Origin of the sequence: Pedobacter sp. (assembly GCF_041645105.1) — a bacterium.
Taxonomy (GTDB): domain Bacteria; phylum Bacteroidota; class Bacteroidia; order Sphingobacteriales; family Sphingobacteriaceae; genus Pedobacter.
On record NZ_JBAZQQ010000002.1, the window covers coordinates 157,813 to 182,846 of the forward strand.

At 41.9% G+C, this 25,034-nt stretch carries 24 protein-coding genes; 19 read left to right on the plus strand and 5 right to left on the minus strand.

The annotated features are described in order from the left end of the window. The first annotated feature begins 82 nt into the window (after positions 1 to 82). The 14 genes from WC623_RS06650 (at position 83) to WC623_RS06715 (ending at position 12,339) form a co-directional block, all read left to right on the plus strand. Positions 83 to 433 carry a DUF4133 domain-containing protein gene (locus tag WC623_RS06650; RefSeq protein ID WP_372849222.1) on the plus strand — a complete coding sequence of 117 codons (351 nt, stop codon included), beginning with the start codon at positions 83 to 85 and terminating at the stop codon, positions 431 to 433. Then, entirely contained in the window at positions 430 to 2,889 is a 2,460-nt protein-coding gene (locus WC623_RS06655; RefSeq protein ID WP_372849224.1) for a TraG family conjugative transposon ATPase, read from the plus strand. Before WC623_RS06650 ends, WC623_RS06655 begins: the two co-directional genes overlap by 4 nt. A gap of 18 nt (positions 2,890 to 2,907) precedes the next feature. Continuing rightward, positions 2,908 to 3,285 carry a hypothetical protein gene (locus WC623_RS06660; RefSeq protein ID WP_372849226.1) on the plus strand — a complete coding sequence of 126 codons (378 nt, stop codon included), beginning with the start codon at positions 2,908 to 2,910 and terminating at the stop codon, positions 3,283 to 3,285. Between the two features lie 8 nt (positions 3,286 to 3,293). Further along, positions 3,294 to 3,995: a conjugal transfer protein TraI gene (locus WC623_RS06665; protein ID WP_372849228.1), complete on the plus strand. Its 702-nt coding sequence runs from the start codon at positions 3,294 to 3,296 to the stop codon at positions 3,993 to 3,995. Next, positions 3,982 to 4,629, plus strand: coding sequence for a hypothetical protein (locus WC623_RS06670; protein WP_372849230.1), 648 nt, complete (start codon positions 3,982 to 3,984; stop codon positions 4,627 to 4,629). The genes WC623_RS06665 and WC623_RS06670 overlap by 14 nt, the downstream gene beginning before the upstream one ends. A gap of 2 nt (positions 4,630 to 4,631) precedes the next feature. Then, positions 4,632 to 5,258, plus strand: a complete 627-nt coding sequence (locus tag WC623_RS06675; RefSeq protein WP_372849232.1) for a TerB family tellurite resistance protein — start codon at positions 4,632 to 4,634, stop codon at positions 5,256 to 5,258. Between the two features lie 36 nt (positions 5,259 to 5,294). Continuing rightward, a complete protein-coding gene (gene traJ, locus WC623_RS06680) occupies positions 5,295 to 6,479 on the plus strand; it encodes a conjugative transposon protein TraJ (protein ID WP_372849234.1) in 1,185 nt (394 codons plus the stop codon). An 11-nt stretch (positions 6,480 to 6,490) separates the two neighbouring features. Continuing rightward, positions 6,491 to 7,126: a conjugative transposon protein TraK gene (traK, locus tag WC623_RS06685; protein ID WP_372849236.1), complete on the plus strand. Its 636-nt coding sequence runs from the start codon at positions 6,491 to 6,493 to the stop codon at positions 7,124 to 7,126. Next, positions 7,113 to 7,334, plus strand: coding sequence for a hypothetical protein (locus WC623_RS06690; RefSeq protein WP_372849238.1), 222 nt, complete (start codon positions 7,113 to 7,115; stop codon positions 7,332 to 7,334). The genes traK and WC623_RS06690 overlap by 14 nt, the downstream gene beginning before the upstream one ends. 25 nt (positions 7,335 to 7,359) lie before the next feature. After that, a complete protein-coding gene (traM, locus tag WC623_RS06695) occupies positions 7,360 to 8,412 on the plus strand; it encodes a conjugative transposon protein TraM (protein ID WP_372849240.1) in 1,053 nt (350 codons plus the stop codon). 1 nt (position 8,413) lies between these two features. Next, a complete protein-coding gene (locus tag WC623_RS06700) occupies positions 8,414 to 9,475 on the plus strand; it encodes a hypothetical protein (RefSeq protein ID WP_372849242.1) in 1,062 nt (353 codons plus the stop codon). Between the two features lie 19 nt (positions 9,476 to 9,494). Continuing rightward, positions 9,495 to 10,502 carry a hypothetical protein gene (locus WC623_RS06705; RefSeq protein ID WP_372849244.1) on the plus strand — a complete coding sequence of 336 codons (1,008 nt, stop codon included), beginning with the start codon at positions 9,495 to 9,497 and terminating at the stop codon, positions 10,500 to 10,502. A 56-nt stretch (positions 10,503 to 10,558) separates the two neighbouring features. Further along, positions 10,559 to 10,741 (plus strand): histone H1, encoded by a 183-nt coding sequence (locus tag WC623_RS06710; RefSeq protein ID WP_131607471.1) that lies wholly within the window; start codon positions 10,559 to 10,561, stop codon positions 10,739 to 10,741. A gap of 401 nt (positions 10,742 to 11,142) precedes the next feature. Next, on the plus strand, positions 11,143 to 12,339 hold the full coding sequence (locus WC623_RS06715) for a toll/interleukin-1 receptor domain-containing protein (protein ID WP_372849246.1): 1,197 nt from the start codon (positions 11,143 to 11,145) through the stop codon (positions 12,337 to 12,339). 196 nt (positions 12,340 to 12,535) lie between these two features. On the opposite strand, the gene WC623_RS06720 is transcribed toward WC623_RS06715, so the two are convergent. After that, entirely contained in the window at positions 12,536 to 14,257 is a 1,722-nt protein-coding gene (locus WC623_RS06720) for a UvrD-helicase domain-containing protein (protein ID WP_372849248.1), read from the minus strand. Then, positions 14,257 to 16,164 carry an ATP-dependent endonuclease gene (locus WC623_RS06725; protein WP_372849250.1) on the minus strand — a complete coding sequence of 636 codons (1,908 nt, stop codon included), beginning with the start codon at positions 16,162 to 16,164 and terminating at the stop codon, positions 14,257 to 14,259. The genes WC623_RS06720 and WC623_RS06725 overlap by 1 nt, the downstream gene beginning before the upstream one ends. 359 nt (positions 16,165 to 16,523) lie before the next feature. On the opposite strand from WC623_RS06725, the gene WC623_RS06730 reads away from it, so the two are divergent. Further along, positions 16,524 to 17,963: a hypothetical protein gene (locus tag WC623_RS06730; protein WP_372849252.1), complete on the plus strand. Its 1,440-nt coding sequence runs from the start codon at positions 16,524 to 16,526 to the stop codon at positions 17,961 to 17,963. A 189-nt stretch (positions 17,964 to 18,152) separates the two neighbouring features. Here WC623_RS06730 and WC623_RS06735 read toward each other — a convergent pair whose 3' ends face one another. From WC623_RS06735 to WC623_RS06745, 3 genes are all read right to left on the minus strand, one after another. Next, entirely contained in the window at positions 18,153 to 18,605 is a 453-nt protein-coding gene (locus tag WC623_RS06735; protein WP_372849254.1) for a helix-turn-helix domain-containing protein, read from the minus strand. Positions 18,606 to 18,680: 75 nt separating this feature from the next. Beyond that, positions 18,681 to 19,127 carry a DUF1810 domain-containing protein gene (locus WC623_RS06740; RefSeq protein WP_372849256.1) on the minus strand — a complete coding sequence of 149 codons (447 nt, stop codon included), beginning with the start codon at positions 19,125 to 19,127 and terminating at the stop codon, positions 18,681 to 18,683. A 426-nt stretch (positions 19,128 to 19,553) separates the two neighbouring features. Continuing rightward, complete coding sequence (locus WC623_RS06745) at positions 19,554 to 19,916, minus strand: YtxH domain-containing protein (protein WP_372849258.1); 363 nt, start codon at positions 19,914 to 19,916, stop codon at positions 19,554 to 19,556. A gap of 281 nt (positions 19,917 to 20,197) precedes the next feature. On the opposite strand from WC623_RS06745, the gene WC623_RS06750 reads away from it, so the two are divergent. The 4 genes from WC623_RS06750 (at position 20,198) to ligD (ending at position 25,010) form a co-directional block, all read left to right on the plus strand. After that, entirely contained in the window at positions 20,198 to 20,593 is a 396-nt protein-coding gene (locus WC623_RS06750) for a TraR/DksA family transcriptional regulator (protein WP_372849260.1), read from the plus strand. Between the two features lie 247 nt (positions 20,594 to 20,840). Then, a complete protein-coding gene (locus WC623_RS06755) occupies positions 20,841 to 21,272 on the plus strand; it encodes a hypothetical protein (protein ID WP_372849262.1) in 432 nt (143 codons plus the stop codon). A gap of 282 nt (positions 21,273 to 21,554) precedes the next feature. Then, the gene (locus WC623_RS06760) at positions 21,555 to 22,211 is read left to right on the plus strand and encodes a DUF4142 domain-containing protein (protein WP_372849264.1); all 657 of its coding nucleotides are present in this window, start codon (positions 21,555 to 21,557) and stop codon (positions 22,209 to 22,211) included. A 24-nt stretch (positions 22,212 to 22,235) separates the two neighbouring features. Beyond that, the gene (gene ligD, locus WC623_RS06765) at positions 22,236 to 25,010 is read left to right on the plus strand and encodes a DNA ligase D (RefSeq protein ID WP_372849266.1); all 2,775 of its coding nucleotides are present in this window, start codon (positions 22,236 to 22,238) and stop codon (positions 25,008 to 25,010) included. Positions 25,011 to 25,034 lie beyond the last annotated feature (24 nt).

Here is a 25,034-nt window from a genome sequence, read left to right on the forward strand (position 1 = left end):
GGTTAACGGGTTCTCAGCGGGCGGGGTTAGCCTAGTCTAAGATGGCGCATGGCCTTGCCCGCTGTAGAATTAAATTTTTAAGATGATGAGTTCAATTTATCAAATCAATAAGGGCATTAATAAGCCGATTGAGTTTCGGGGTTTGTATGGGCAGTACATTGCTTATCTGGCGGCCGGTCTGGTGTTGCTTTTGCTCAGTTTTACGCTGATGTATATTCTGGGTGTTCCGCTGGTCGTGGTGGTGCCTGTGATTGTGTTTTTGGGCACTGCTTTGTTTTTAGTGGTGACCAGGTTATCTAAGCGCTTTGGAGTACATGGATTGAGTAAATATTTTGCTAAACGTGGATTGCCTCTTTACCTGAAGTTTTCTTCCAGGCGGGTGTTTACGGGTTTGCGCATGGCGCAAAGTAATGCGGAAAGGCAAAGGGTATGATCGGGATTGAAAAAATAATGCCGGTATGGAAGGTGGAATCCGGGGCGATGATTTCGATGTTCGGGGATGTGACGATTGCTTATGAGCTGACTTTGCCGGTGATCGGTACCCAGTCGGTAGCGGATTTTGAGGCATTGCACCAGGCTTTTGTCAAGGCGATCCGGGTATTGAACCCGGGGACGGTACTGCATAAGGCGGATTGGTTTCAGCGTGCCAAAGTCGGGGTATCAGGAAGTTCGGATAATGTTTTGTCTGGTGCTGCTGTGGAGTTTTTTAAGGATAGGACTTTCCTGGATCACCAGTGTTTTGTGTTTTTAACGCATAAGCCTGCGGGTCGTAAGTTGTCTTCTTCCAGTTACTCCAATATCCTTCGGAAATCTATTGCTCCGGTGCGGATGCAGGATGAGAAAATGTTTGCTGGCTTTTTATCTGCCTGCGGGCAGTTTGAGCGGATTCTGCTGGATACTGGGGTGCTGGGTTTGCGCAGGCTTGTGGATGCGGAGCTGTCCGGGACAGCGAGTCAGCCGGGAGTTATTGAAAAGTATTGTTTTCTGTTGAGGCGTGGTCAGCAGCCGGTGATCAGGGACATTCATATCCGGGATGAAATCCGGATTGGGGATCAGCATTGTCAATTGTATACGCTTTCAGATGCGGTGGATTTGCCTGCGATTTGTGGTTCCAGGATCAATTATGATAAGTATTCTACGGATAAGACGCGCTTTAGTATTGGTTTTGCGACGCCTTTGGGTCAGCTGCTGGATTGTAACCATGTGTACAACCAGTTTATATTTATCGGGGATGCGCAGAAAACGATTAAAGCGCTGGAGGCGAAAAAACTGCGCTTGCAGTCTTTGTCTGCTTATTCCCGTGAGAATGCCGTGGGCAGGGATGCCTGTAACGATTTTTTAAATGAGGCAGTAGTGACCCAGAAGCTGCCGGTAAAGGCGCATTTTAATGTGCTGTGCTGGTCAGATCAGGTTTCGGAACTTCCGGAGTTGAGAAATAAGGTGGGGTCTGCGATGGCGGTAATGGATGCAGTGGTGAAAGAGGAAAGTGATGGTGCCGCGCAGATCTGGTTTGCAGGGATGCCGGGCAATGAAGCGGATTTTCCGATGAACGATACTTTTGACACCTTTGCCGAGCAGGCGGCCTGTTTTTTGAACCTGGAATCGGCTTGCAGGTCTGATGCTTCTGGAGTTCGTTTAGGGGACCGTTTGTACGGCCGTCCGGTGTACCTGGATTTGTTCAATGCGCCGATGAAATCGGGATTGATCACCAATAGAAATCTTTTTTGTTGTGGTTCTTCAGGTGCGGGGAAGTCACTAGCGATGTGTCATTTGCTGCGCTCGCTGTATGATGAAGGAGCGCATTGTGTAACGATTGACATTGGGGGCAGTTATAAGGGTTTGTGTGATGCGGTAAAAGGGTACTACTTTACTTATACCGAGGAAAATCCAATCCGCTTTAATCCTTTTTACATTGGCAAAGACGATGTGCTGGATGTAGAAAAAAAGGAAAGTCTGAAAACGCTGCTGATTGCGCTCTGGAAGAAAGACAGTGAGGATTATAACCGCTCGGAATATGTGGCGATTTCCGGGGCGATTACTTTGTATTATGCGCATCTGGCAGCTCATCCGGAGGTTTTCCCGTGTTTTAATTCCTTTTATGAGTTCCTGCTCCAGGAGTATATGGTGGTGCTGAAAAACGGGGATGTGAAGGAGAAGGATTTTGATTTGTCGAATTTTGTATATGTCTTAAATCCTTATTACAAGGGCGGTGAGTTTGATTATTTGCTGAACGCAACCGAGAACCTGGACCTGCTGAATGAACGCTTCATTGTTTTCGAGCTGGACAAAATCAAGTCGCATGAAATTTTGTTTCCCGTGGTGACGATCATTATTATGGAAATGTTCATTTCTAAAATGAGAAAGCTGAAGGGTAAAAGGAAGATCCTGGCGATTGATGAAGCCTGGATCGCCATTGCAAAGACCGGTATGGCGGGATTTATCAAATATTTATATAAAACCGTACGGAAGTTTAATGGGATTGCAGCTTTGATTACCCAGGAAGTGGATGATTTGATTTCGTCTCCAATCATTAAAGAAACGGTGATCAACCTTTCTGATACCAAGCTTTTCCTGGATATGCGCAAGTTCATGAACAAGTTTGACAAGTTGCAAGAGGTGCTGGGTTTATCAGATAAAGCGAAAACCATGCTGCTTTCGTTGAACAAGGCAAATGAGCAGGGTAAACAGTACCGGGAGATCTTTGTAGATCAGGGGGGACAGCAGATGAATGTTTACCGGAACGAGCTTTGTCTGGAGGAATACCTTATATATACTACAGAAGAAACCGAGAAAATGAAAGTGGAGGAATATGCCGCGCGCTATGGTGACATCCACAAGGGAGTGATTGCTCTGGCAGCGGATATCCGCAGTGGTAAAATCAGTTTATAACCTTTAAAATTTTTAATTATGAAAAGTTTCAAGTATGCATTTCTGGGCTTTGTGGTTTCGTATTTATTCATTGTTGGTTGTAGTACTGGTATTGAAGGGCAGATCCCTGGAACCTATGTGAATCAGGGGTCCTCTGAATTCAGTATTGCTTATGATACCCTGGTAGTGGAACACGACAAAGACCTGAATTACCTGATCCACCGCAAAACGGGTTTTCAGCTGATCGATGAAAAGGGCAGGGTTGGAGATTTGCAGTTAGAGCGGGAAGAATGGAAGGCGGTGTACGACCCGGGCTCACAAAGCATGACCGAGAACCGTAAAGGGAGGGTCATTTCATTTGACATTAAACAAGGGTTGCTGATGCTGGAAAACAGCAGGTATCAGCGCGTTAATTAACAAAATTTATGAAGACATTAAAACAGTATATGAGAACCTATATGGTTGTCCTGCCCCTTAGTGCCATGACTTTGCTGGTTGCTTTGCCCACAGGGGCAAATGCGCAGCTGGCGATTGTGGAGGTGATTAAGGCGGGGGTAAAAAAAGTCATTAAGGCGGTTGACCTGAAGGTGCAGCGGCTGCAGAATGAAACGATCTGGCTGCAAAATGCGCAGAAGGTGATTGAAAATCAGTTGTCTAAGTTGAAACTGACGGAGATTTCAGACTGGACGGAAAGGCAGCGCGCGTTGTATGCGGATTATTACCAGAAGCTCTGGGAAGTGAAGGCTTTGATTGCCACTTATAAACGGATTAAAGATCTGGCGGAAGTGCAGGCAGCTATTGTCCGGGAATACAAATGGGCAATCGGTCTGTTCAATAAGGATAAACATTTCAGCGCGGATGAATTGCTGCATATGGAAGAAGTCTACCGGGGTATTCTGGATGCGAGTATCAAGAACCTGGACCAGGTATTTGTGCTGGTGAATTCTTTTAAAACGCAGATGTCTGATGCGAAAAGGCTGGAACTGATTGGTGCTGCCGCTGAGCAGATGGAACAGAATTATGCCGATTTGAAGCAGTTCAATAACCAGAACATCACTTTGTCAATCCAGCGGGCGAAATCAGATTTTGAAGTCAAAACCTTAAAGCGTATGTATGAACTGGAGTAGGAAGATAGCTTGCCTGATGCTGGTATTTTGCATCGGTTTTGCTCAGCTGAGCCAGGCACAGACCTGGGGGGAGTGGTTTAAGCAAAAGAAAACGCAGAAAAAATACCTCCTGCAGCAGATTGCTGCACTGGAAGTCTATGCGGGGTATCTGAAAAAGGGCTACAAGATTGTTGATGGTGGGCTATCGGCGATCAGGGACATTACCCATGGGGAGTTTAACCTGCACAATGCCTTTATCAGTTCATTGAAGCAGGTCAGTCCGGCCATTCGTAAGGATGCGCGGATTGCGGAGATCATTGCTTTACAGGTTTCGATTATGAAGGCCTTCGGCAGTATCAAAGGGAATGCCTTTTTATCTGCGGAAAACCTGGACTATATCGCGCTGGTTGCCGATCAGCTGATTGCGGCCTGTTATAATGACCTGGAGGAACTGCTGCTGGTGATTACTGCGGGCAGACTCGAAATGAAGGACGATGAGCGTTTGTCCAGGCTGAATAAAGTATATGAAAGTATGCTGGGGAAATTTGCTTTTACCCAGGATTTTATTGGCAATGCCAGGCAGCTGATCCGGCATAGGCAGTCTGAAGTATTGGAACTGGAGGATATGAACAGGATGTTTCACTTTAAAGAGTAGCGATGAAGAATTTGTTTTTAATGTTATTGCTGTTGTGCTGTTGTTCTTTTGGGACTTTAGCGCAGTCGCAGGAAGCGCAGCAATTGCTGCTGAATGTGGAAAAACTCAGCCAGCTGAAGGGTATTCTTACCTCGATGAAAAAAGGTTACGATGTGTTGTCTACGGGATATAAATCGGTGAAGAACATTGCAGAGGGTAATTTCTCTTTGCACGAGGTTTTCCTGGATGGGATGATGCTGGTGAGTCCTGAAGTGAGGAAATACAGAAGAATTGCAGACATCATTTCCGATCAGTCGGATATTGTTTCAGAATACAAATCTGCGTTTAAACGGTTTAGCGCTGGTGGTAATTTTACCGTTTCAGAGCTGGAATACCTGGGGAAAGTGTACGGGGAATTGTTCAGTCAGAGTCTGGATAACCTGGATCAGCTGGCGATGGTGATTACTGCGGGGAAATTGCGGATGACTGACGATGAACGCTTGCAGGCTATTGATAGGATTTTTGCTGATACCCAGGATAAGCTGATGTTTCTGCGGAGTTTTAACCGGCAGACCAGTTCGCTGAACATGCAGCGGCAACGGGAGAAGGCAGATGTTGAGGGATTGAGGAAGTATTATAATGATTTGTAACGTGCTCAACGCGCGCTAAATTTAATTCTATAATTTATGATCAAGACATTTTTAATCACCGCATTTTTTGCGGTACTGGCCACGCTTTTGCCCATACTGTCCTTTGGGCAGAGTGGTGCGGACTGGGCGGGTTATATCGGTGGTATGCAGCCGGTATTGGACAATGTGTACCGGGATATGCTGCCACTTTGCAGTAAACTGACCGGGGTGGCACGAGGTGTGGCGGGTTTTGGCGCCTTATGGTATATCGCTTCCCGGGTATGGCGGCAGATTGCAGCTGCTGAGGCAGTGGATTTTTATCCTTTACTGCGACCTTTTGCCCTGGGGATGGCGATTATTCTTTTTCCCTTGGTGATTTCGCTGCTGAACGGGGTGTTGCAGCCTGTGGTTTCTGCTACCGGGGGGATGGTCAAGGAATCTGATAAGGCGATTGCTACTTTGCTCAAACAAAAGGAAGCCGCGGTTAAGAAGAGCAGGCAGTGGCAGATGTATGTGGGGGAATCCGGGCAGGGCGATAGTGAAAAGTGGTATCGGTTTACCCATCCTAAAGATCCGGACAGAGAAAAAGAGGGGATTTTTGAAGGGGTAGGCAATGACATTAAGTTCTGGATGGACAAGAGTTATTACAATTTCCGCAACAGCATCAAGCAATGGATGAGTGAGGTGTTACAGGTCTTGTTTGCAGCTGCTGCGCTTTGTATCAATACCGTCCGGACTTTTCATTTGATTGTGCTGGCGATTCTGGGACCGCTGGTCTTTGGCTTTGCGGTCTTTGATGGATTCCAGCATACGCTCACGATCTGGCTGGCGCGGTACATTAACATTTTTATGTGGCTCCCGGTAGCGAACATCTTTGGGACAATCCTTGGACAGATCCAGCAGAACATGTTAAAAATCGACATTTCGCAGATTGGTTTGGAGGGAGATACCTTTTTCAGCCCGGCCGATACCGCATATCTAGTGTTCCTCATCATTGGCATATTCGGGTATTTCACTGTTCCTGGTGTAGCAAATTACATTGTCAATGCCGGTGGGGGCAATGCCATGCTATCCAAAATCAATAGCCTGGTAGTCAGCGGTGGACAAATCCTGGGTGATCAGGTGCACAAGGGGAACAACATGCAACAGGATGCCTTCGGCGATATGGCGAGAAAAATGTCCGGCGGTATTTCTTCTTCTGAAGGCAGTGACTATTTCAAAGACAAAGTATCTGGCAAGTAAGCTTTTCAATTATGTTTAAACAACTTAAAAATATAGACAGTGCTTTTCAGCACATTAAAAAGTTCAGCTTGTTTTTCCTGCTGGCAAATGTAGTGACCCTTTGTTTCGGGATTTATAAATTCTGCGAGGTGATCCGCGCGGAGAGGCAAACGGTTCATGTATTGTACAACGGGAAGCTGTTGCAGGCTTTTGCTTCAGAACGCAAAAGTAACCTGGAAGTAGAACTGCGGGATCACATCAAGACTTTTCACCAGTACTTTTTTAACCTGAGTCCTGATGACAAAGCCATTCAGGGAAGTATGGTTAAAGCGCTGTACCTGGCGGATCAAAGCGCTAAGAAAGCTTATGATAACCTGCGCGAGCAGGGCTATTACAATAACCTGATCTCAGCCAATATTTCCCAGGAGATTACTGTGGACAGCACCAGGCTGGATATCAATGTCTATCCCTATGCTTTTACCTGTTATGCGACTCAGAAGTTATCACGCTCCAGTAGTACGGTATTTCGTAAGCTGGTTACCCAGGGTACGGTAAGGGACTTGAAAATCCAGACGGACAACAACCCGCATGGCTTTCTGATACAAGGCTGGGAAACTTTATTCAATGCAGATGTAGCAGCTAAACGTTCCGGTCATGAGGCTATTTAGTAAAAGAAAAAATCGGGGTTTAAGCAGCGGGCAGGAGCAGACTGCCGGAAGAATTGCTTTGGCCATACTGAGCTACCAGCAACGTGTAGCGGATTACCTCAACGGGAAAACCGCTGGTATTTCCAGTAAAACCTGGTTGATGCTGCTGGTGGTATTCTGCACTGGCTTTGGTCTTTACTGCCTGAGCTTACTGCTGCAAATCCTTTAATCATTCACCATTAAAATTATTTGATATGAACAAACAAAGAGTAGACAAGCGCAGGATTTTGTTGATCCTGCCGGTGCTGGTGCTGCTGTTTTCAGCACTGGCCTTTTATGCCATGGGATGGGGGAATCCTGAAAAGTCTGAAGCTGAGGCACAGCCTAAGGGGATTAATGCCAATCTGCCGGATGCGCAGTTTAAAACCCAGGAGCCTAAAGATAAAATGGGCATTTATAAACTCACTGAAAGTGGTGCTGATACCAGTAATGGTATTGAAGCTGTTGCCGGGCGGTTTGGATTTGTACCTGTGGAAGACCCGCAGACCAGGCAGATCAATGAGAAACTGGCTGCCATCAATAGGGAAATTAATAGCCCGGTGAAGCCAGTTAAAAGTTATGATGAACTGAGCAGAAGAACGGCTTTTTCAGTTGATGCGCCAATGGGCAAAGATGTAGCCAGGCTGGAAAGCCTGATGAAAAGCATGCAGTCACCTGCTGAGGAAGATCCGGAAATGTTGCAGTTGCATTCGCTGATGGATAAGATCATGGCGGTGCAGAATCCTGAACTGGCCAGGAAAAATGTTAAACCTGTTGCCGGGGAGGTTGACAGCCTGTTTAAAGCTATTCCTGCGGTCATAGCGGGTAACCAAAAGGCCGTACAGGGTTCGGTAGTAGAACTTCGCCTGCTGGATAGTGTCCGGCTAAACGGGCAGCTCATCCCCAAGGGACACCTGGTATTTGGCCTTGCGGAGTTCAGTAACCAGCGTCTGAATTTGCAGATCCGCAACATCCGGCTGGGTACTTCTGTTATCCCGGTCAATCTTACGGTTTTTGACAAGCGAGATGCTATGCCCGGGATTAATGCGCCGGAAGCCTTGTTAACAGATGCGGTAAACAGGGGTAGTGTAGATGCGGTGAGCAGTATTGGACTGATGGGTTTTGACCAGAGTTTAAGTACGCAGCTAGCCGGAGCGGGACTGGATGCCGCGAAATCTTTGTTTAATAAAAAAGTTAAAAGGGTTAAACAGAAATTGAAAGCGGGATATCCTTTATTGCTTCGGGACAATACCAAAAAGCTGAAATGACATGAGCAGGCAAGTGAACCGGGCTATTGTGCTTTGCGAAAACTGGCAAGATAAAATGATCATGTTAGAGGAAGTGTTTGGAAGGGACATTGATAAGGACATTGCCAGGCAGAAGTATGATTTTTTGAGGTCAGGGGTAGATCGGATTACTAAAGGTGCAAGCCCGGATGAAAAGATGGTGCTGGATATGGTTAAAAAAACGGTGAATAAACTGGAAAAACAACTGTATCCAAACCCGGTGCTGCGCGCGTTACGCAGGCTTAAAGCGATGTTATATGACCGGCCTATCCAGGCGGCTAAGTTTAAGCAGTTGAAAAATGAGAACCTTGCAAGCCTTAACGATGCACTCGGAGGTATGGGCTTAAATCCTGATCTGCTTCAATTAGATAGGAAGCTTGATTTTGAGCGGGCAAAGACCTCGATCGAAATGATTTCTCCATGGGGGACCAGTAATTACCTGGTGAAGCTGAATTTTGAAAAAGACCTTTCTGGTAAGTACGAGATGTCCAGTTATACTGGGATGCTGAAAGATCCGATGAATCCTGGGCAGAGCAGGTCTTATACTTTTGATGTGGCTTTGGGTATCAATGCCAGGGAGGCGGCTAACCTTTTACAGGGAAGAGCGGTGCTGCAATATTATTCAATTGGTGGAGACCGCATGGCTTCCAAATGGATGCAGCTGGATTTTAAGAACCTCACTGCTGATGGGAGTCCGCTTTTAAGAGAGACACCTGCGGATCATGATTTTAACCTGAGGCAGGAAGTGAGCCGGATTGCTGAGGTGCTGAACAAACCGGAACTGGCGAGTGTGAAAGCCTTGAATGGAATGGAACAAGGTAACCAGGTTGCTTTAAAGCAGGAAAATGGTAAGACGACTTTTTTGCAGGCCAATCCTTTGAATAAACAGGTTTTGATGCTGAATGAGAAGCAACAGCCGATTACGCTGGAACAGTTGAAAAAGCAAAAGGAAGCTGCGTTAAAACCAAAGCCTCAGGTAAAAACCCGCGCAAAGAAAATACAGCGCAATAAGAAACAACAGCAGGATCAATCCCTGCACATTTAGTTATTTAAAAATATTTAAGATGAACAGAAATTCATCGGAAGATTTCAGGGAGCAGGCGGCTGCCCTGAAAATGCCTGCTGCGATGCAGGAAGAGATTGAAAAACAAATGGAGAAAAACCTGGAGAATATTGCAGTTACGGCTCAGTTGCCTTCCCATAAGGGGCATTTGGAGGTTACTGCCCATCTGAAAAGAGGTGCCGGAGATTCGGAGTATTATTTTTTCAATAAGTATGATCTGGCTTATAACAATAAGGTAAAGCCATTAGGGAATGACTATCAGTATGCGGTGAGAACGGATGTCAAGGATGGCGTGGTATTGGAAAAACCATTGCTGCGCAGGTTTGACAGCCCGATCGCTGCTATAGATTTTTTTAACAAGCAGAAGGGCAATAGTGAGTTGTTTACTGGTAAAGTATCTGCAAATGGAAAACTGACTGAAGGTCAGTCGCTCGTGACCATGAACGATGGTAAGGTGGATTATGTAACCCGCGATTTTCAGGGGGCTTATCGCAATACTGTGGTGAAGAATACGGTGTATGTGAATAAAGGTGTGGGATTTAATATGACTCAGAGCAGTAATATGCTGCAGGGTGGTGCCGCACATCGGGATGATCTGGTCAGCCGTGCAGGGGAGCAGTACCAGGCCTGGAATGTCTATAAGTTTAATGAACCTCGTGATAAGTATGGGAATCTTATCATCAAACAGTATGGGGAGGGGTATCCTTTTAACCTGGAGAAGGAATTATCGAATTACAGGATTAAGGAACTGGACAGCCCGGAAAAATTTAATGCTATTGTGGCAGCGATGAAAGATGGGGAACGCCCGGTTGTTACTGCATTAACTGAGGCGGGGGAACTAAAGAAGTTACAGATGGAGGCCGTACCACGGTTTGGTAACCTGAACTTTTTTAGCCTGGACAACAGGCCTGTTAATAGGGAGCAGTTTCAGAAAGTGGTGAAACAAGGAAAGGATATTTCCGCTGGAAAGGAGAAGGGTGCCTCCCAAAGCCAGGAAATGTCGATGTAGCGCATTTGGCGTTTTCATCAATTAATTTATAAATTCACCCCCTTAAACTATTTATTATGTCAGCATTTGAAAAATTGAAAGAATTGGTAGCTGCTACTGAAGCAGATGCAACAGCTTTTTACACTAAAGGAAATAAAGCAGCGGGAACTCGTTTGCGTAAGGCTTTCCAGGATATTAAAGTTTTGGCACAGGAAGGACGTAACGAAGTTACTGAACTGAAAAACAAAGAAAGTAAATAACAGTATAACTGTTTTGGGGAAAAGGCTGCCAGGATTTGATTCCCGGTGGCCTTTTTAGTTAATACTATTAAGCGTATAGTGTTTCCGATAAGCCCACGTATCTTTCTCATGAGCTTACTTTCTTCCATTATATTAAATACACTGTCGCTTGCAATCGAATCCATTAAGATGTCGAAATATCCGAGTTCATCTTGAAACATCATGTTTTAAGGTAAATAAGTCGGTTTGAGCAAAGTTAACCATCAACGATAAGCGCTATAAAATTTTATGGTGCCGGGTGCTGAACTAGTTTCGTAGTAAGCAAATTGAATTACTGCAGGGCTGGTGAGACAATTATAAAATCATTTCGTAGATTTGATTTGCACCTTCTGCTATTTAATCTAGAATTTACTGCTACTCACATGCCAAATAATAAGATTTTCATTAGCCATTCTTCTAAGGATATTGATTTTGTAAAGCCTTTCGTTGAGAAGGTGCTGATTTTAGGTTTGGATATCCCAGCAGACAGGATTTTTTGTTCCAGTATGGAGGGTCAGGGCGTTAAAAGCGGACAATATATTCCTGAACGATTGAGAGATGAAATTAATTTTTCTTGTTTGGCGCTGCTTTTTATCTCTAAAAACTATAAATCCAGTGAAGTCTGCCTCAATGAAGTTGGTGCTGCATGGGCTAAATTGACAAACGAAACGGTCATCCCCTTAATCATGCCTGATGCAGATTTTAGCGAGGTTGGTTTTTTAGATTTGGGACGTCTCGGACTTAAGCTCAATGACCGCAAGGGTATATTAAAGCTTGTTCAGGATTGCAAGCCTCTTCTGAATCCAGATTTTAAACTGGAAAAACTGTCTGATAAAATAGAGGAGTATCTGCATGAAATTGAAAAACTTAATCCTGTGGAACAGGCAGAAGCAGCGTCCGAAGAAGTTAGCGAATGGGCTGATTGTTTTACCAACAATCTTTATGCGCTAAACGAAATCATTCGAAAAGCGATTCCGACGCAGTCCGATGGGATTCACAAAATAACTGACATTAGAGTTCAAACTCAGATCATGACCGATTTGAGCAAAGCCCAGTTTTTAAAAGACTTTTGGTATAGGTACGCTAGGGGCGATTATTATGTGGAAAGACTCAGACGTTTGGCCTCGGGAAACTGGTTGGTTTCGGGATTCAACTGGGAGGTGAAAATCTCAGAGATGTGGGTTTGCCTGGATTCAGAACTGCAATATGAATTTGTTCTGATCCATTCCGAAAAACAGGAACCATATCAAATAGGCTCAGATATCGGTGGGGAAAGCTATCATGTCGGCGTGCTTAATGATGGAACCATTATCAGCGACAATGAGCGGTTGAATGGATATTCGATCATCGGCGGCGAAACGCTAAACGCTCATGAACACGGTGTTGAACCGAGGACACGAGACGATAAATCACATTGGGTTTTTCTAGCCTCAGGATATCACAAGGCTGGGTTTAATGCTGATGAAACCATTAAATTTTGTAAGGACCTTGATTCTGGCAAGATTGCTGTATCTGAAGAAAATATTTATAATTTTTTTAGAGGTCTGCGAAATCATCCGACAGTTATTATGTTCAGGTAGGTTATTTTTGGTGACCTAATCCATGTTAAAGGAAACGTCTACAAATTAACCAGTCTCCATTAGATACAGGGGTTTGAACAATTCAGAAATACGGAATGAAAGATTAATCCTAGGGGCAAATTTTCGGGCCATTTTTGGAACTTGGTGTTCATAATGCTTTCGAATGATTTCGCCCATCAAAAGCAAACTTTCATGTTTATCTAACAAAGTCTATTTCTATTCTTAATTGTGCAGTTATTTCTAATTCGGTAAATGTATTTGGAATAGCCAGGCAACAAATGCTCTCTGGCCTGGAAAGTGCTACATATAACATTCTTTGTTTTTCCGTTGGAAGACCTTTAGGTTGCACGAAATCTCTTACTGACAACTGTTCTCCAGAACTGCTTTCACTTAGTACTAACAAAACCGATTTGAAGGTCATGCCTTTTACTTTGTGTATGGTTGATACTGGAAATGGAGTGACAACTTCTGGAAACAGAATTTCTTTTATATTTTGAGCATAGAAAGCTGCGCCTTTCTTTTTGAGCTCCAGGTCGATATCTATACCTAACTTAGACTTAACAAGGGCAACCATTTTTTGTGTCCAATTATCTAAAGTATCATCGATTGATGGCATATCGTTAAGAAAATGGAATAATTTTATATTCAGATCAATATCCTCTTTTAGCCGTTGTTCTTCATTTTTCCTCTCTTTATAATCACCTTTGGGAATTGTTATTTCAGCAATGAACATTCTTAACGCATCTATACAGAGTTTGCTGTTGCCTAGTTCGAATTGCCGTTGTGCATTAATTAAGGTTTTAGCTAATCCAGACTTCCAAGGATCTTCAGCTGATGGCTTTACGCCAAATTTTTCGAGATGTGTCCCACCCCGAACCAAAATATAGTTGTCAGAATCCTTTCCGACTATTGATTTATATTTTTCAATTAGAGCATCAAGGTTGCCCGGATCATAACGTATTATCTTTAATTTATGGTCTGTGGTATGCAAACATGCCGACACAATTGCTTCTTCGGTTGCATTTCGAAAGATACTATACACATCAATGATTCCCTGAGATGATCTTCTGCAGTTGGTTAATCTAACTTGTTGCCAAGTTGCTACATCATTAAATCTTTGTATAAATAAATCTGGACGTGCTTCTCGAAACTCATAAAGGCTTTGATAAGGATCACCTACAAACTCTATATTGGAGAGCCCTGCTGCTATCAGAAGATCGAAGATTTTATATTGAATTTCTGATGTGTCTTGTGCCTCGTCAATTATGATATATGGGAAACGTTGTACAAGGCTTTTACCAATCTCAGGAAAATTTTCCAAAAGAAAACATGCTATGTATGTTGAGTCATCATTATTTAGATAGCCATTATCTATTTGCCAATTTTTGTATTTAGATGCAAATTTTTCAAACTCTTGATTGTTAACAATTTTTGGATTCGGCTTATGACCGTCCCAGCTATATGTACCATCTATTTCAATTTTGAGCTTCGAAGGTTTATATGAAAATTTTAGAGGTTTGTTACTGACGGTTTTAAAATAGCCTAGATTAATATCGTCCATAAATGAAACGGTATTCAATATTGAGGGGCGTTTTGATTTAACTCCTAACATATAATAGAATGGCAGGGTTACATAGTGATTGACAAAGCTGTCAATTGTAGACACGATATGGGGAAAACCCAATGTTGAACCTTTAATAAGTGCATATTTATTAATAATTTCCTCCTTTGCTACATTGGTAAATGATAGGCAAGCTATACCTGCAAAGGTGCCATAGTTTTGTTCGCACTCTTCTGTCAGTTTCGTTAATTTAAAAGACACGGCCGTCGTTTTGCCACTTCCAGGACACGCATTTAGTACAATTTTACCTCTAGCCTCAAGATATGCTTTGTTATCCGATGTTACTTCAAATTTCATTAGTTAGACACAATATGGGCTATTGCCTTTGATAAATATTTCGGAACCTGGAAGTTAATTTTCTCACCAGCACTAATTGCTGTTTGCAAAGCAAGGGAAAAATCTTGGGCAAAAGCTGCTTTAGATGGAAGTGCCTTCCATATCAGAATTGCCAGTTTCTTTCGTTCATCATCAGTTATCTTTTCATTTGGAAGACTGTTCAAATACGTGTCAATCAATTTATACTTTTTAGGCTCACTTTTAGCTAAATATTCAACAAGGAAATTTTTTGGAAAATCAGACTTAGTAGAAGACATATTGCTGTATGCTATTTCGTACTCCAAGGTTTTGAATGCCGTGAACAATTTTATGTTGCTTTTACGAGAGCGAATTGTCGATGCAAGATTTCCTACTCTATTGTCAATAATAGCACTGTAAAGACCAGTGTGAAAGCTGTCCAAAGCTTTGTAATTTTTTATAGTTAGGCTTTTGAAGGACTTTTTTTCTTTTGCATAGCGGTCATCATCTGTTATGATAGCGGCCTTATGACCAAGCCTCTTGTTGACATCTGTTGAGTTGAATAGATGGATGAAAGAGTAAAATGAAACACCATCAATACTGACTAGTTCACAGCGATTGTCTTCCAGATTTAGCTTTATAAATTCTGCAAAAGATTTAACTAAAAGCTTTTCCGACATACCTTCGACAAATAGAATTCCTTTCGCGAAAAAAAGTTGGCTTTTGGTGACATCCAGGTATCTTTCAAGCTGATTTTTTCTAACTGCAAAGTCATTATTTGTTAACACTTTTTTATTGACAACCTGCTCAATGATCATTTCTGACTCCCTGTCAATGAAACAATTACCAATATTTACCGCATTTTGTCTCAGTAAAATAATATTGTCAAGGTCTGCTTGTGAAGTTAACGTTGGAGAATGTGATGTAATAAAAAGTTGGCAATTGTTTGGGGCGCTCGCTGACCTAAGAAAATTATATAGGTTTAGTTGTAGTTGGGGGTGTAGATGAGCCTCTGGTTCTTCAATCAGCAAACTAAAATGTTGGTTGGGATTATCTGTGATTCTTTCCTTTATGTCACCTAAAATGATTGCAATATAAATTAGATTATTGAAGCCAAGGCTGTTTTGCCATAAATTAAAACCTTCATTAGCTAATAGTTTTTTATCATGTGGAAGATATGGTCTAATAACATTTACAATACTTTCAATTTTTGAAGACTCTTCTATCCTTAATCCAATTTGATTATCCTTTGATATTTTAAAAATATCATCTAAGTGAGAATTTACACTCGTTCTGGTGTCAAGAACCTCTGTTCGTTTTAATAACTCGTCATTTGCTGTTTTTATTATTTTTCTAAAATCGTCTTCAGATTTTGAACGCTCTACAAGACGCTTTATAACTGACCCTAGCATATTTGATTTAATATTCAAAAGATCATTGGTACTATCTCTTAATGCACCTAAGTAGTAATGCTGAAAAATATCAAACGTTCCCACATCAGCTCTCTGTTCAGCTGTTGCTCCTGTAAAGTAAGAAAATCTAGGATACGTTTTTTCTCTATGTTCGTAAATCAAGGTGATTTGGGCATAGTCTTCAATGAGATTCATAGGATCTAGTACTAGATACTCGTAGAGTGCTCCCTTTTCGGAAGTTGATAGATCCTTGAAAATATATTGCAATTCAATTCGGGTACTTTGAGTATTTGTCCCTGTGTTGTAAAAAAAATCTTCACTTCCAATGTAAATATCTTTCTTAGGATTACCGAGGTTATACATCAAACGTATAGCGTCTATTACTGCGGTTTTTCCACAGCCATTTTCACCAATAATTATATTCAATTTTGAATCGAAGTTAACAGTTAAAGACTCGACACCTTTAAAGTTTCTAATGTTAATTGTTGAGAGATACATTTAGTTTTTTCTTAAATATAGGTAGAACATCATCTGTTCCCAAATCGAATTTGGAAAAGAGGTTAATAAACAACAAAATTGTTTGATTCTTGGTATTGTAAAGTCTGCCTAAAAATAACATGATCAAAAAAAGTATGTTTTTGTCTTCTAAAATATATCATTCAATAATAATAACGGAGATGTTCTTATGGTAAGAGTTGATGTCTAAATCAACGGAACTTGTAATGGAAATATTTAATATTTTTATTGCTATGACATTGGCTTAATAACTCTCGTTGTATTAATATTTAGGTTTTCTATTTTTAATTTTTTAGTTTTGTTTAAAATTTATAAAAAAAGTATTTTATATATAGCGTCATATGACAACGATCCAGAACATTGTTTTTAACAACGGCCCGATGATTTCTAGTGATTTGGTCAAATTACTTGCAGCACAGGAAAATATTTCCGAAAATACCGCCAGTAAAAGGATTGAAAGAGAAACAGAACTTCAAAAAATTTCTGGCTTTTTTCAGAGCAATCAGTCATTAGTGTATCTTTCAGAGCAACAAGAGGAAGGAGAAATACTAGATCTGCTAACTTTGCAGATGGAAAAACATGGCCGTAAATATTGGTATATCATAAATGCTCTAAAGTATCATATGGGAACAATGAGCCGTGATTTTCTAGAAACTTACTCAAATTACCCTATTGAGCCATTGGTTTCACATATCCCATTCAACGAAGTAATGCAGAAATTTGTTAAAGAAAATATTTTGGTGTTCAACAATGACGGATATTCATTTTCTCCAAAATTCAGGTTCAAGGGATCAAATCCATTCTTAAGCCAAACTTTGGAAGTAATAAAACGAAACGTATTGGAAAATTATTCTTCCCAAATGAAGAATATTGGGATGGTTTCTTATGGTTCAGCTGAACTGTTTGCTGAATATGGCAAATTCCGATGGGCGTTTAAGGGCGTTTCACCTATTAAAGGCTTAATGAATGGTGGGGATTTTGGCTTTGTACTGGGGGATATTATTTTGGGTAGACCAACTTATACTCGGGATATTGAGTTTTTTATAAAGAAAATTGATACAATTCAGCGCTTTAAGAATGCATCGCGCATAATCCCTGTATTGCTGGTAGACAGCATTGATAAAGTGGCCTTCAACTTGCTAAAAGAGAAAGGTATTGTGATTGGCGTTATCAAGGAAATTTTTGGAGAGAAGTATGCTGCAACGTTAAATGATCTAATAACCATATTAACCAATGCTGCTGCTAGTCTGGCTAATAACCCCAATCATTATTTAGAACTGATTGCAGAGCTCAGAAAATACAATAATGGACTGCTTAACAATATTAAAGGGGCATTATTTGAATATGTTGCTGGTCAATATTTCATTCATTACCACGCAGCCTTGCAGATGGGTTGGGATATTTATGATGAATCAGGTAAACACGAGATGGATATTCTGGCAACATTTGGTGGTAAGGTAGTGGTGGCTGAATGCAAAGGAAGAATTGCACCAACGTCTATAGATGCAATAAACTTGTTCCTTTCGAAGAAGGTCCCAGCATTTAAAAAATGGGTCGGAAAACAAGAATTGCTAAAAAATAAGGAAATTGAATTTGAATTTTGGTCATCTTCGGGTTTTACTCCTGACGCGATTACTAAGATTGAAGACATCAAGGTGAATTATACTAAATACAAAGTTATTTTTCTTGGCCAAAAAGAGATAATGTCCAGAGCAAAAGAGATGAAGAACAAAAAATTACAGGATACTCTTAATAGTTTCTTTTTCAAAACCCATGTTTGATAATACGGCATGATTTTGCGCACAATATGAACGTAACTGATCATTTGCATGGACAGGTGGTTGAGAAAGTGCTTGCCTTTGCTGTTATTGAAAATGATGTTAATTATTAAGGCTTTAAGTACGCCAAAGAGGATGATTTTTGGCGGAATAGCTTTTAGGTAATCAGTTTATATTCCTGTATACTTGATGTCATTTCGAAAGATAGAAGTAAAACATGGCTTTTACAATCTGGCTCATGGAACGTTTGCCTGTGACCCAGTCTGATACACTTTCCCTGTCAATGCCAGTTTCAAAGGCGATTTGCTTGATGCGTACTCCTTTTTCCAGCATCTTTCTTTCCAGCCATGCGGTGTTGACTACGCTGGTTGGTGAGGGTAGGTAAGTGAGTGGATGAACTTTGATTTGAAACTCAGTAATTTTACTGAATACCTCTTGTGTTCTTTTGATCAGGGTGGCTTCAGTGGCGTATTTGCCGGATTTGTTTTCGCCCTGGGCAGTTTCTATTTCGATCAGATTGTCCTCAATGGCCAGTAGGGTGAAACTGATGTTGGATTGTGTAGTATGTCTGTCCGCTGCTTTATTGAGCTGGTCGATTTGTTCGCTTGAAAGTACTGTGTTTAATTTTTCTATTCCTGTGATCATCTGCGTATTTGGTGTTTTATTGTAGCAGTAGCTGCCTTTTATCAAGTGGCTTTTTGTATTTAGACTGTTGGATGGTTACTGTCCATATGCTTGCAGGCCGAGTATCCGCTGGGTTTTTTGATCATGCTCGCCATTGAAAAACTGATCAATAGCTTGTTGAAATACCGGATCTGCGTGTGGTACTGCAGCAAACAAGGTCATACTTGAACGCAACTTCAGCTCATCTGGAGAACCAAATATTTCATAGGCGGTTTTATCGGTGTGATTGAGTAATTCTTTGGTGACTTTTATCAGTCTTGGTCCGAGCAGGGGATGAAGGTAATACTGGGTTGCTTCTTTCAGGTCCTTTATGTCGTAGTATTTGGCCGTGTCTGAAAAACCCAGTCCCTGGATTTGGGGGAATATGTACCACATCCAGTGTGTTTGTTTTTTGCCATAGCTGATTTCAGTTAAGGCAATTTCGTAATCTCTTTCCTGGGCTAAAACAAATCTGTCCAGGCCGGGTGTATTTATTGTGATCATAGGTGGGTTTTATACTAATTTTAAATCCATAACCATTTTAGATGAATTTGGTTTTTAAAGACCGGAGAAATAATTAAAAATTCGGTTGCAGTATGGCTGCCAGCATCGTGTGCTGGGTATTATCAAACTTATTTGATCTGGGGATTGTAATTGTTGCATCATTGAAAATTACCCGGTCAGCAACAGTTTAGACAATCAGGCTAATCATCCCATAATTGGGGTGAACCTGCATCAGGGTGGTCAAAGTTTTAAAATGAGGGTGCATCAGCAAGGGATGCTTGATGCACCGTTTTCTTCCGGGTAACTATAGTTAGTTACCCACACAACTGCAATATACAGAACTGCCGGAAGAATAACTTCTGATTTGTGAATCGATATGTGTTGGTAAAGCTATCTTTTTGCTGATAAGGACATAGCTGACTATTTTTAGCTTTGAGATTCATTAGCGTTTTGATGTGCTTGCTGTATAAATTCCCCAATGTCGGATTTTGGCTTTTTAGCGGGAGTATTTTCATCATTGATGTTATCCTCATCTGCACTGGATTGATGCAAGGGACTTTTTTCATTGCTGAATTTGCTTTTTAACTCCTCTGCTAATTCCATGACTGTGCCACATAGGCGGCGTCCTCCCTGGGTGATTCCTTCCCGAAGTTCGGTTCCTTTTTTGGGTGCGAAAAGTACGGAAAGTGCGGCGCCGATTGCAATTCCACCAATTAAAGCAAAGCCAACCATGACTGAATTGTCGTTTCTACCGGACATAATCTTATTAAATTGTTTTCTGTAATTCATAAGCTTGTGTTTTTCAGTTTAACATCCTTGTTTTTAAATTGTTTTCAAGGCAGGAATTTTTGGTTAGCCGGAAAAGGAGGCTGAATGATTTTTGTTGAGAATTAAAATCATCCTCAGCACTGGTGTGGGAGTGGTTTTCCTTGACTTGTGCTTGAGAAATGTTTTTAAAAATGAAACCCTGCGATATGATTTCAAACAAAATGTATTTAAACTTGGTTTAGGGAATATAAAAGTGGGGGGATGTCTGATCCCTTGATGACGACAACTTATTATTTTTAATCATGGAAGCTGGCTCAAATGCATTGTTTACCCGATATTCAGATAAGGATTTGGAAGAATTCAAATCTTTGATCCTTTCGAAAATTGAAATTGCCAGAGGTGAACTGGAAACTCTTTCCAGCTCTTTGGGGACTACCAACCCTAATGGGACGGATGATACAGGAAGTGCTTACAGGCAATTAGAAGATGGATCGGCTACGTTAGAAAAAGAGTCTGTTCATCAATTAGCAGCACGTCAGAGAAAATTTATTGAGCAGTTAGAAGCGGCTCTGATCCGAATCGCCAATAAAACTTATGGGATTTGCCGGGAGACTGGTCAGTTGATTGCTAAAGAACGTTTAATGGCTGTACCGCACACAACCTTAAGCATTCAGGCTAAGTTGAGACAATCCCAATAACAGCTGGCTTGCTTCTTCACCCTACGGAGTATAAATTCGATTACAGTTTGTTTTTATGTGCCAAATGGGGCTGGTGGCCTGTTTTTGTACTTTTTATCAGCGGATTCTTTCAGGTGAAATTAAAGATGTATAAAGATTCCTTGAAAGCATTTTAGTGATTTTATGGTGTTCTTTTACTGGGGATAGCCACTGAAAAGAAAAAAACAATTCAGCTGTGCAGGGCGTTATATGGATAAAATCTGTGTGTATGGAAACTAGTGGAAAAAATAAATCAGCAGGCGAGTCCGCAAAAGATAGGCTGCACGATGCTGAGTTAGGGGAAACTAAAGATTTTGATGATCTTTCCTTTAATGAAGAGCGGAATACTTTTGAAGTAGATGTTAAAGCTGAAGATACGGTGTATGACCATCCGCTTCCTTATGAGACTGCTTCTGATAATGGCTCGGATGCTGATTCAGATTATGACGAGGCAAATCCTTTTGTGGGCGATGAGTATTCCGGTAAGACTGAGCCCCTGGAGGAAAGACTGAACGAATTCGGGATGCCCATTGACCAGGGGGAGCGTGTTGAGCTTAGCCCTGAGGATGAATTATTGGCCCGAACTCCTGAAGATGAGCGGGCTGACCTTGATGAAGAGGGCTATCCTGTAAATGATACTCCTGATGACCCTGAACGTTGAGGTTTTAATTAAAGTTTAGGTGTTGCAGCCAGGGTTTCATTGAACCGTACTTACTTCATAGATTATCAATTATTGATCATTACGCTCAGTTAGCCTTCTGGTAGTATGTTTATCGCTGGTTCTTGGTGTCATTTGGACGATCTCATCAATTGCAGGCGAGCCTCTGGCTGACTTCATTTTTCGGCTGATAGGTTTTGTGATCCTGGGTTTAAGACCTAATCATCCCGCCTGATGGCATGGAATTGAAACAGTTAAATATTAATCATTTAAAAACATCGAATTATGAAAAATCATTGGAAATGTGTATTGATTATTTGTCTGATTGCCGGGCTGCAGGCTTGCAATAATGCCGAGCGGAGTGGCCGGGATGAGACTGCAAAGGAGATGGTTGATTCTTTGAGTGATACTTCGCGCAGGGCGCAGGCTTTGACTGCTGATGTGGATTTGAATGGTGATGGTAAGGTTTTTATCTTAAGTGCAGCAAACGGTGGTATGATGGAGGTTGAGGCTGCAGGTATAGCCATTAAACGAACTAAGAATAAATTGGTGAAGGATTTTGCGGAGCAAATGTTGAAAGATCACAGTGCCGCTAATGCGGAACTGAAAGCGATTGCGGATGCTAAAGGACTTGGCCTGGGCACTTCCTTACCTGATGAACTGGCTGCTCATCTGGCTAAACTCAATGGCCTGGATGAGCGGGCTTTTGATTTGCAGTATATGCGCATGATGATTAATGATCATCAAAAGACGGTTGAATTATTTACATCTGGCAGCCGTCTTGAGGATGCTGGATTGAGGGCTTTTGCTGTCAAAACGCTTCCGGTTATCCGGGGGCATTACCAAAGTGCTATGGCTATTGGAAAAAAACTCAACATTACCAATGCTAATAATGGTGATGATGTTTTGGGAATTAGTCCTGCCAAAGTGGAAGATAAATAAGGTTAACATTCTATCTGTTTGCTCATGAGTCTTAAGGAATACAATAAAAAGCGTGATTTTAGCAAAACAGCTGAACCAAAGGCTGGGAAACCGAAGGCAGAAGGTAAATTGCAGTTCGTGATTCAAAAACATGATGCTTCGCGGTTACATTATGATTTTCGGCTGGAAATGGAGGGGGTGTTGAAGAGCTGGGCAGTACCTAAAGGTCCTTCGACCGATCCTAAAACTAAACGTCTGGCGATGATGGTCGAGGATCATCCATTTGATTATAAGAGTTTTGAAGGGATCATTCCTAAAGGTGAGTATGGTGGGGGGACGGTAATTGTCTGGGATGAAGGTACCTATGAGCCCATTGAGAAAGTCAGGGGAAAAAAGGCTCAGGAAAAGCATTTGCTGGCGCAGCTGAAGGCGGGTTCATTAAAAATAGTGTTACATGGCCGCAAGCTCAAAGGTGAGTATGCATTGGTCAAAACCCACGGTATGGGAGAGAATGGCTGGCTGCTGATTAAGCATAAGGATGATTATGCTGATGCAGATGATATTACAAAAAAAGATAAATCTGTACTTTCCCGGAAGACCATTGAACAGATGGAAAAAAGCAGTGACAAAGTCTGGCAGAATGGCCATGAGCAAAAACTGGAAAAGACCGGAAAAGGCAAAAAAAAGACTGCAGAAAAAGTGGTGGCAGCTAATTTTCAGGATAATAGTGATGAGCCTGATGATGAGGCTAAACCTCATGCTCGGGTGGAGCTGAGTCCAGAGCTGAAAAAAATACTTAAAAAAGGAACAAAATCAAAGATTCCAATTGGAATGAAGCCCATGTTGGCTACTTTGGTTGATGAACCCTTTGACGACCCGGAGTGGATTTACGAGGTGAAATGGGATGGTTACCGTGCATTGGGTTTCAGTCTTAAAAACGGTGATGTGCAGTTGTTATCCAGGAATAATAAACAGTTTAATGAGAAATTCTATCCCATATTTGAGCTGATGCAAAGCTGGAAGATGGATATGGTGGTAGATGGGGAAATCCTGGTGATCAATGATAAAGGAATTTCTGATTTTGGTGATTTGCAGAACTGGAGAAGTGAAGCGGACGGGGAGCTGGTTTATTATGTATTTGATTTAATCTGGTACCAGGGTAAGGATCTGACAGGACTCCCGCTTTCTGAGCGTCAGGCGATTTTGGCTGAGGTTTTACCTCAGGATGATGACAGGATAAGGTTAAGTAAAGTCTTTAAAGCTAAAGGGACCGAGTTTTTCCAGGCGGCAACTAAAATGGGGCTGGAAGGCATTATTGCGAAAAAGGCAGATAGTTTATATTCAAAAAATAATCGCTCTTCAGACTGGCTGAAGATAAAGGTACATATGCGTCAGGAAGTGGTCATTGCTGGTTTTACCAAAAATGAAGGTACTTCTAAGCAGTTTAGTTCCTTGCTTCTGGGCGTTTATGAACAGGGACGTTTGCAGTATGTAGGTAAGGTGGGAACAGGTTTTAATGATCAGGATCAGAAAGAAATGATGGCGCAATTTCAACCGCTGATCGTGGGCAAAAGTCCTTTTTCAGCGGTTCCGGATGTGAACAAGCCTTCGCGCTTTCGTCCCAATCCTCCAAAAGCGAAAGCGACCTGGCTGAAACCTGAATTGGTTTGTGAAGTGGAGTTTACTGAGGTAACTTCTGATGGTGTGTTCCGTCATCCTTCTTTTCAGGGCATGCGGGTAGATAAAAAAGCGAAAGAGGTGATCAGGGAAGCGGCGGTAGAAACTAAAGCGATTGTTGAGGCTGAGCTTCCCGATCAGCAGAAAACTGAGCCGGTAAATAAGGATCAGCATGCTTCAGCAATCCGGCCGCCGAAGTCTACCTCGCGTAAGACTTTACTTAATCCTAAAGATGAAACCCAGGTACGTAAAGTAAACGGACATGAGTTGAAGTTTACTCATCTGAGTAAACTGTACTGGCCGGAGGATAAGGTAAGCAAACGTGATATGTTTAATTATTATTACCAGGTGGCAGATTATATTTTGCCTTACCTGAAAGACCGGCCGATGTCGCTGAACCGGTTCCCTGGGGGAATACATGCTAAGAGTTTTTATCAGAAGGATGTCAAGGGAAAGGCTCCGGACTGGGCCGATACTTTTCCTTATACTACTAGTGAAGGTGAACATAAAGAATACCTTTTGGGTAATGATGAAGCGGCTTTGTTATGGATGGCCTCATTGGGCTGCATTGAGATGAACCCCTGGTTTTCCAGGAGCCAGTCACCGGATAACCCGGATTATTGTGTGATTGACCTTGATCCAGATAAGAACACCTTTGACCAGGTGATTCAGGTGGCTCAGAAGGTGAAGGAGGTATTGGATCAGATGGAGGTGCCTTGTTTTGTGAAGACTTCGGGCTCAACCGGGATGCATATATATGTTCCCATGGGAGCTAAGTATAGTTATGATCAGTCGCAGATGTTTGCCAGGATCATTGTAAATCTGGTTCATCAGCAGGTGCCGGAGTTTACCAGCCTGGAGAGAATGATTGATAACCGTAATGGGAAGATGTACCTGGATTTTTTGCAGAACAGGCCGGGGGCAACCATTGCGGGGCCATATTCCTTAAGACCTAAGCCTGGTGCTACTGTATCTATGCCACTGGACTGGGATGAAGTGAAGCCGGGAATGACTATGAAGGATTTTACGATATTTAATGCCTTGGACCGCCTGAAAGAAACAGGTGATCTTTTTAAAGGTGTGCTTGGTAAGGGCATTGATCTTAGCCGGGCGATCCAGAAAGCCAAGGATGTTTTTGGATAAGCAGAAGGTAACTGTTGTGATGAA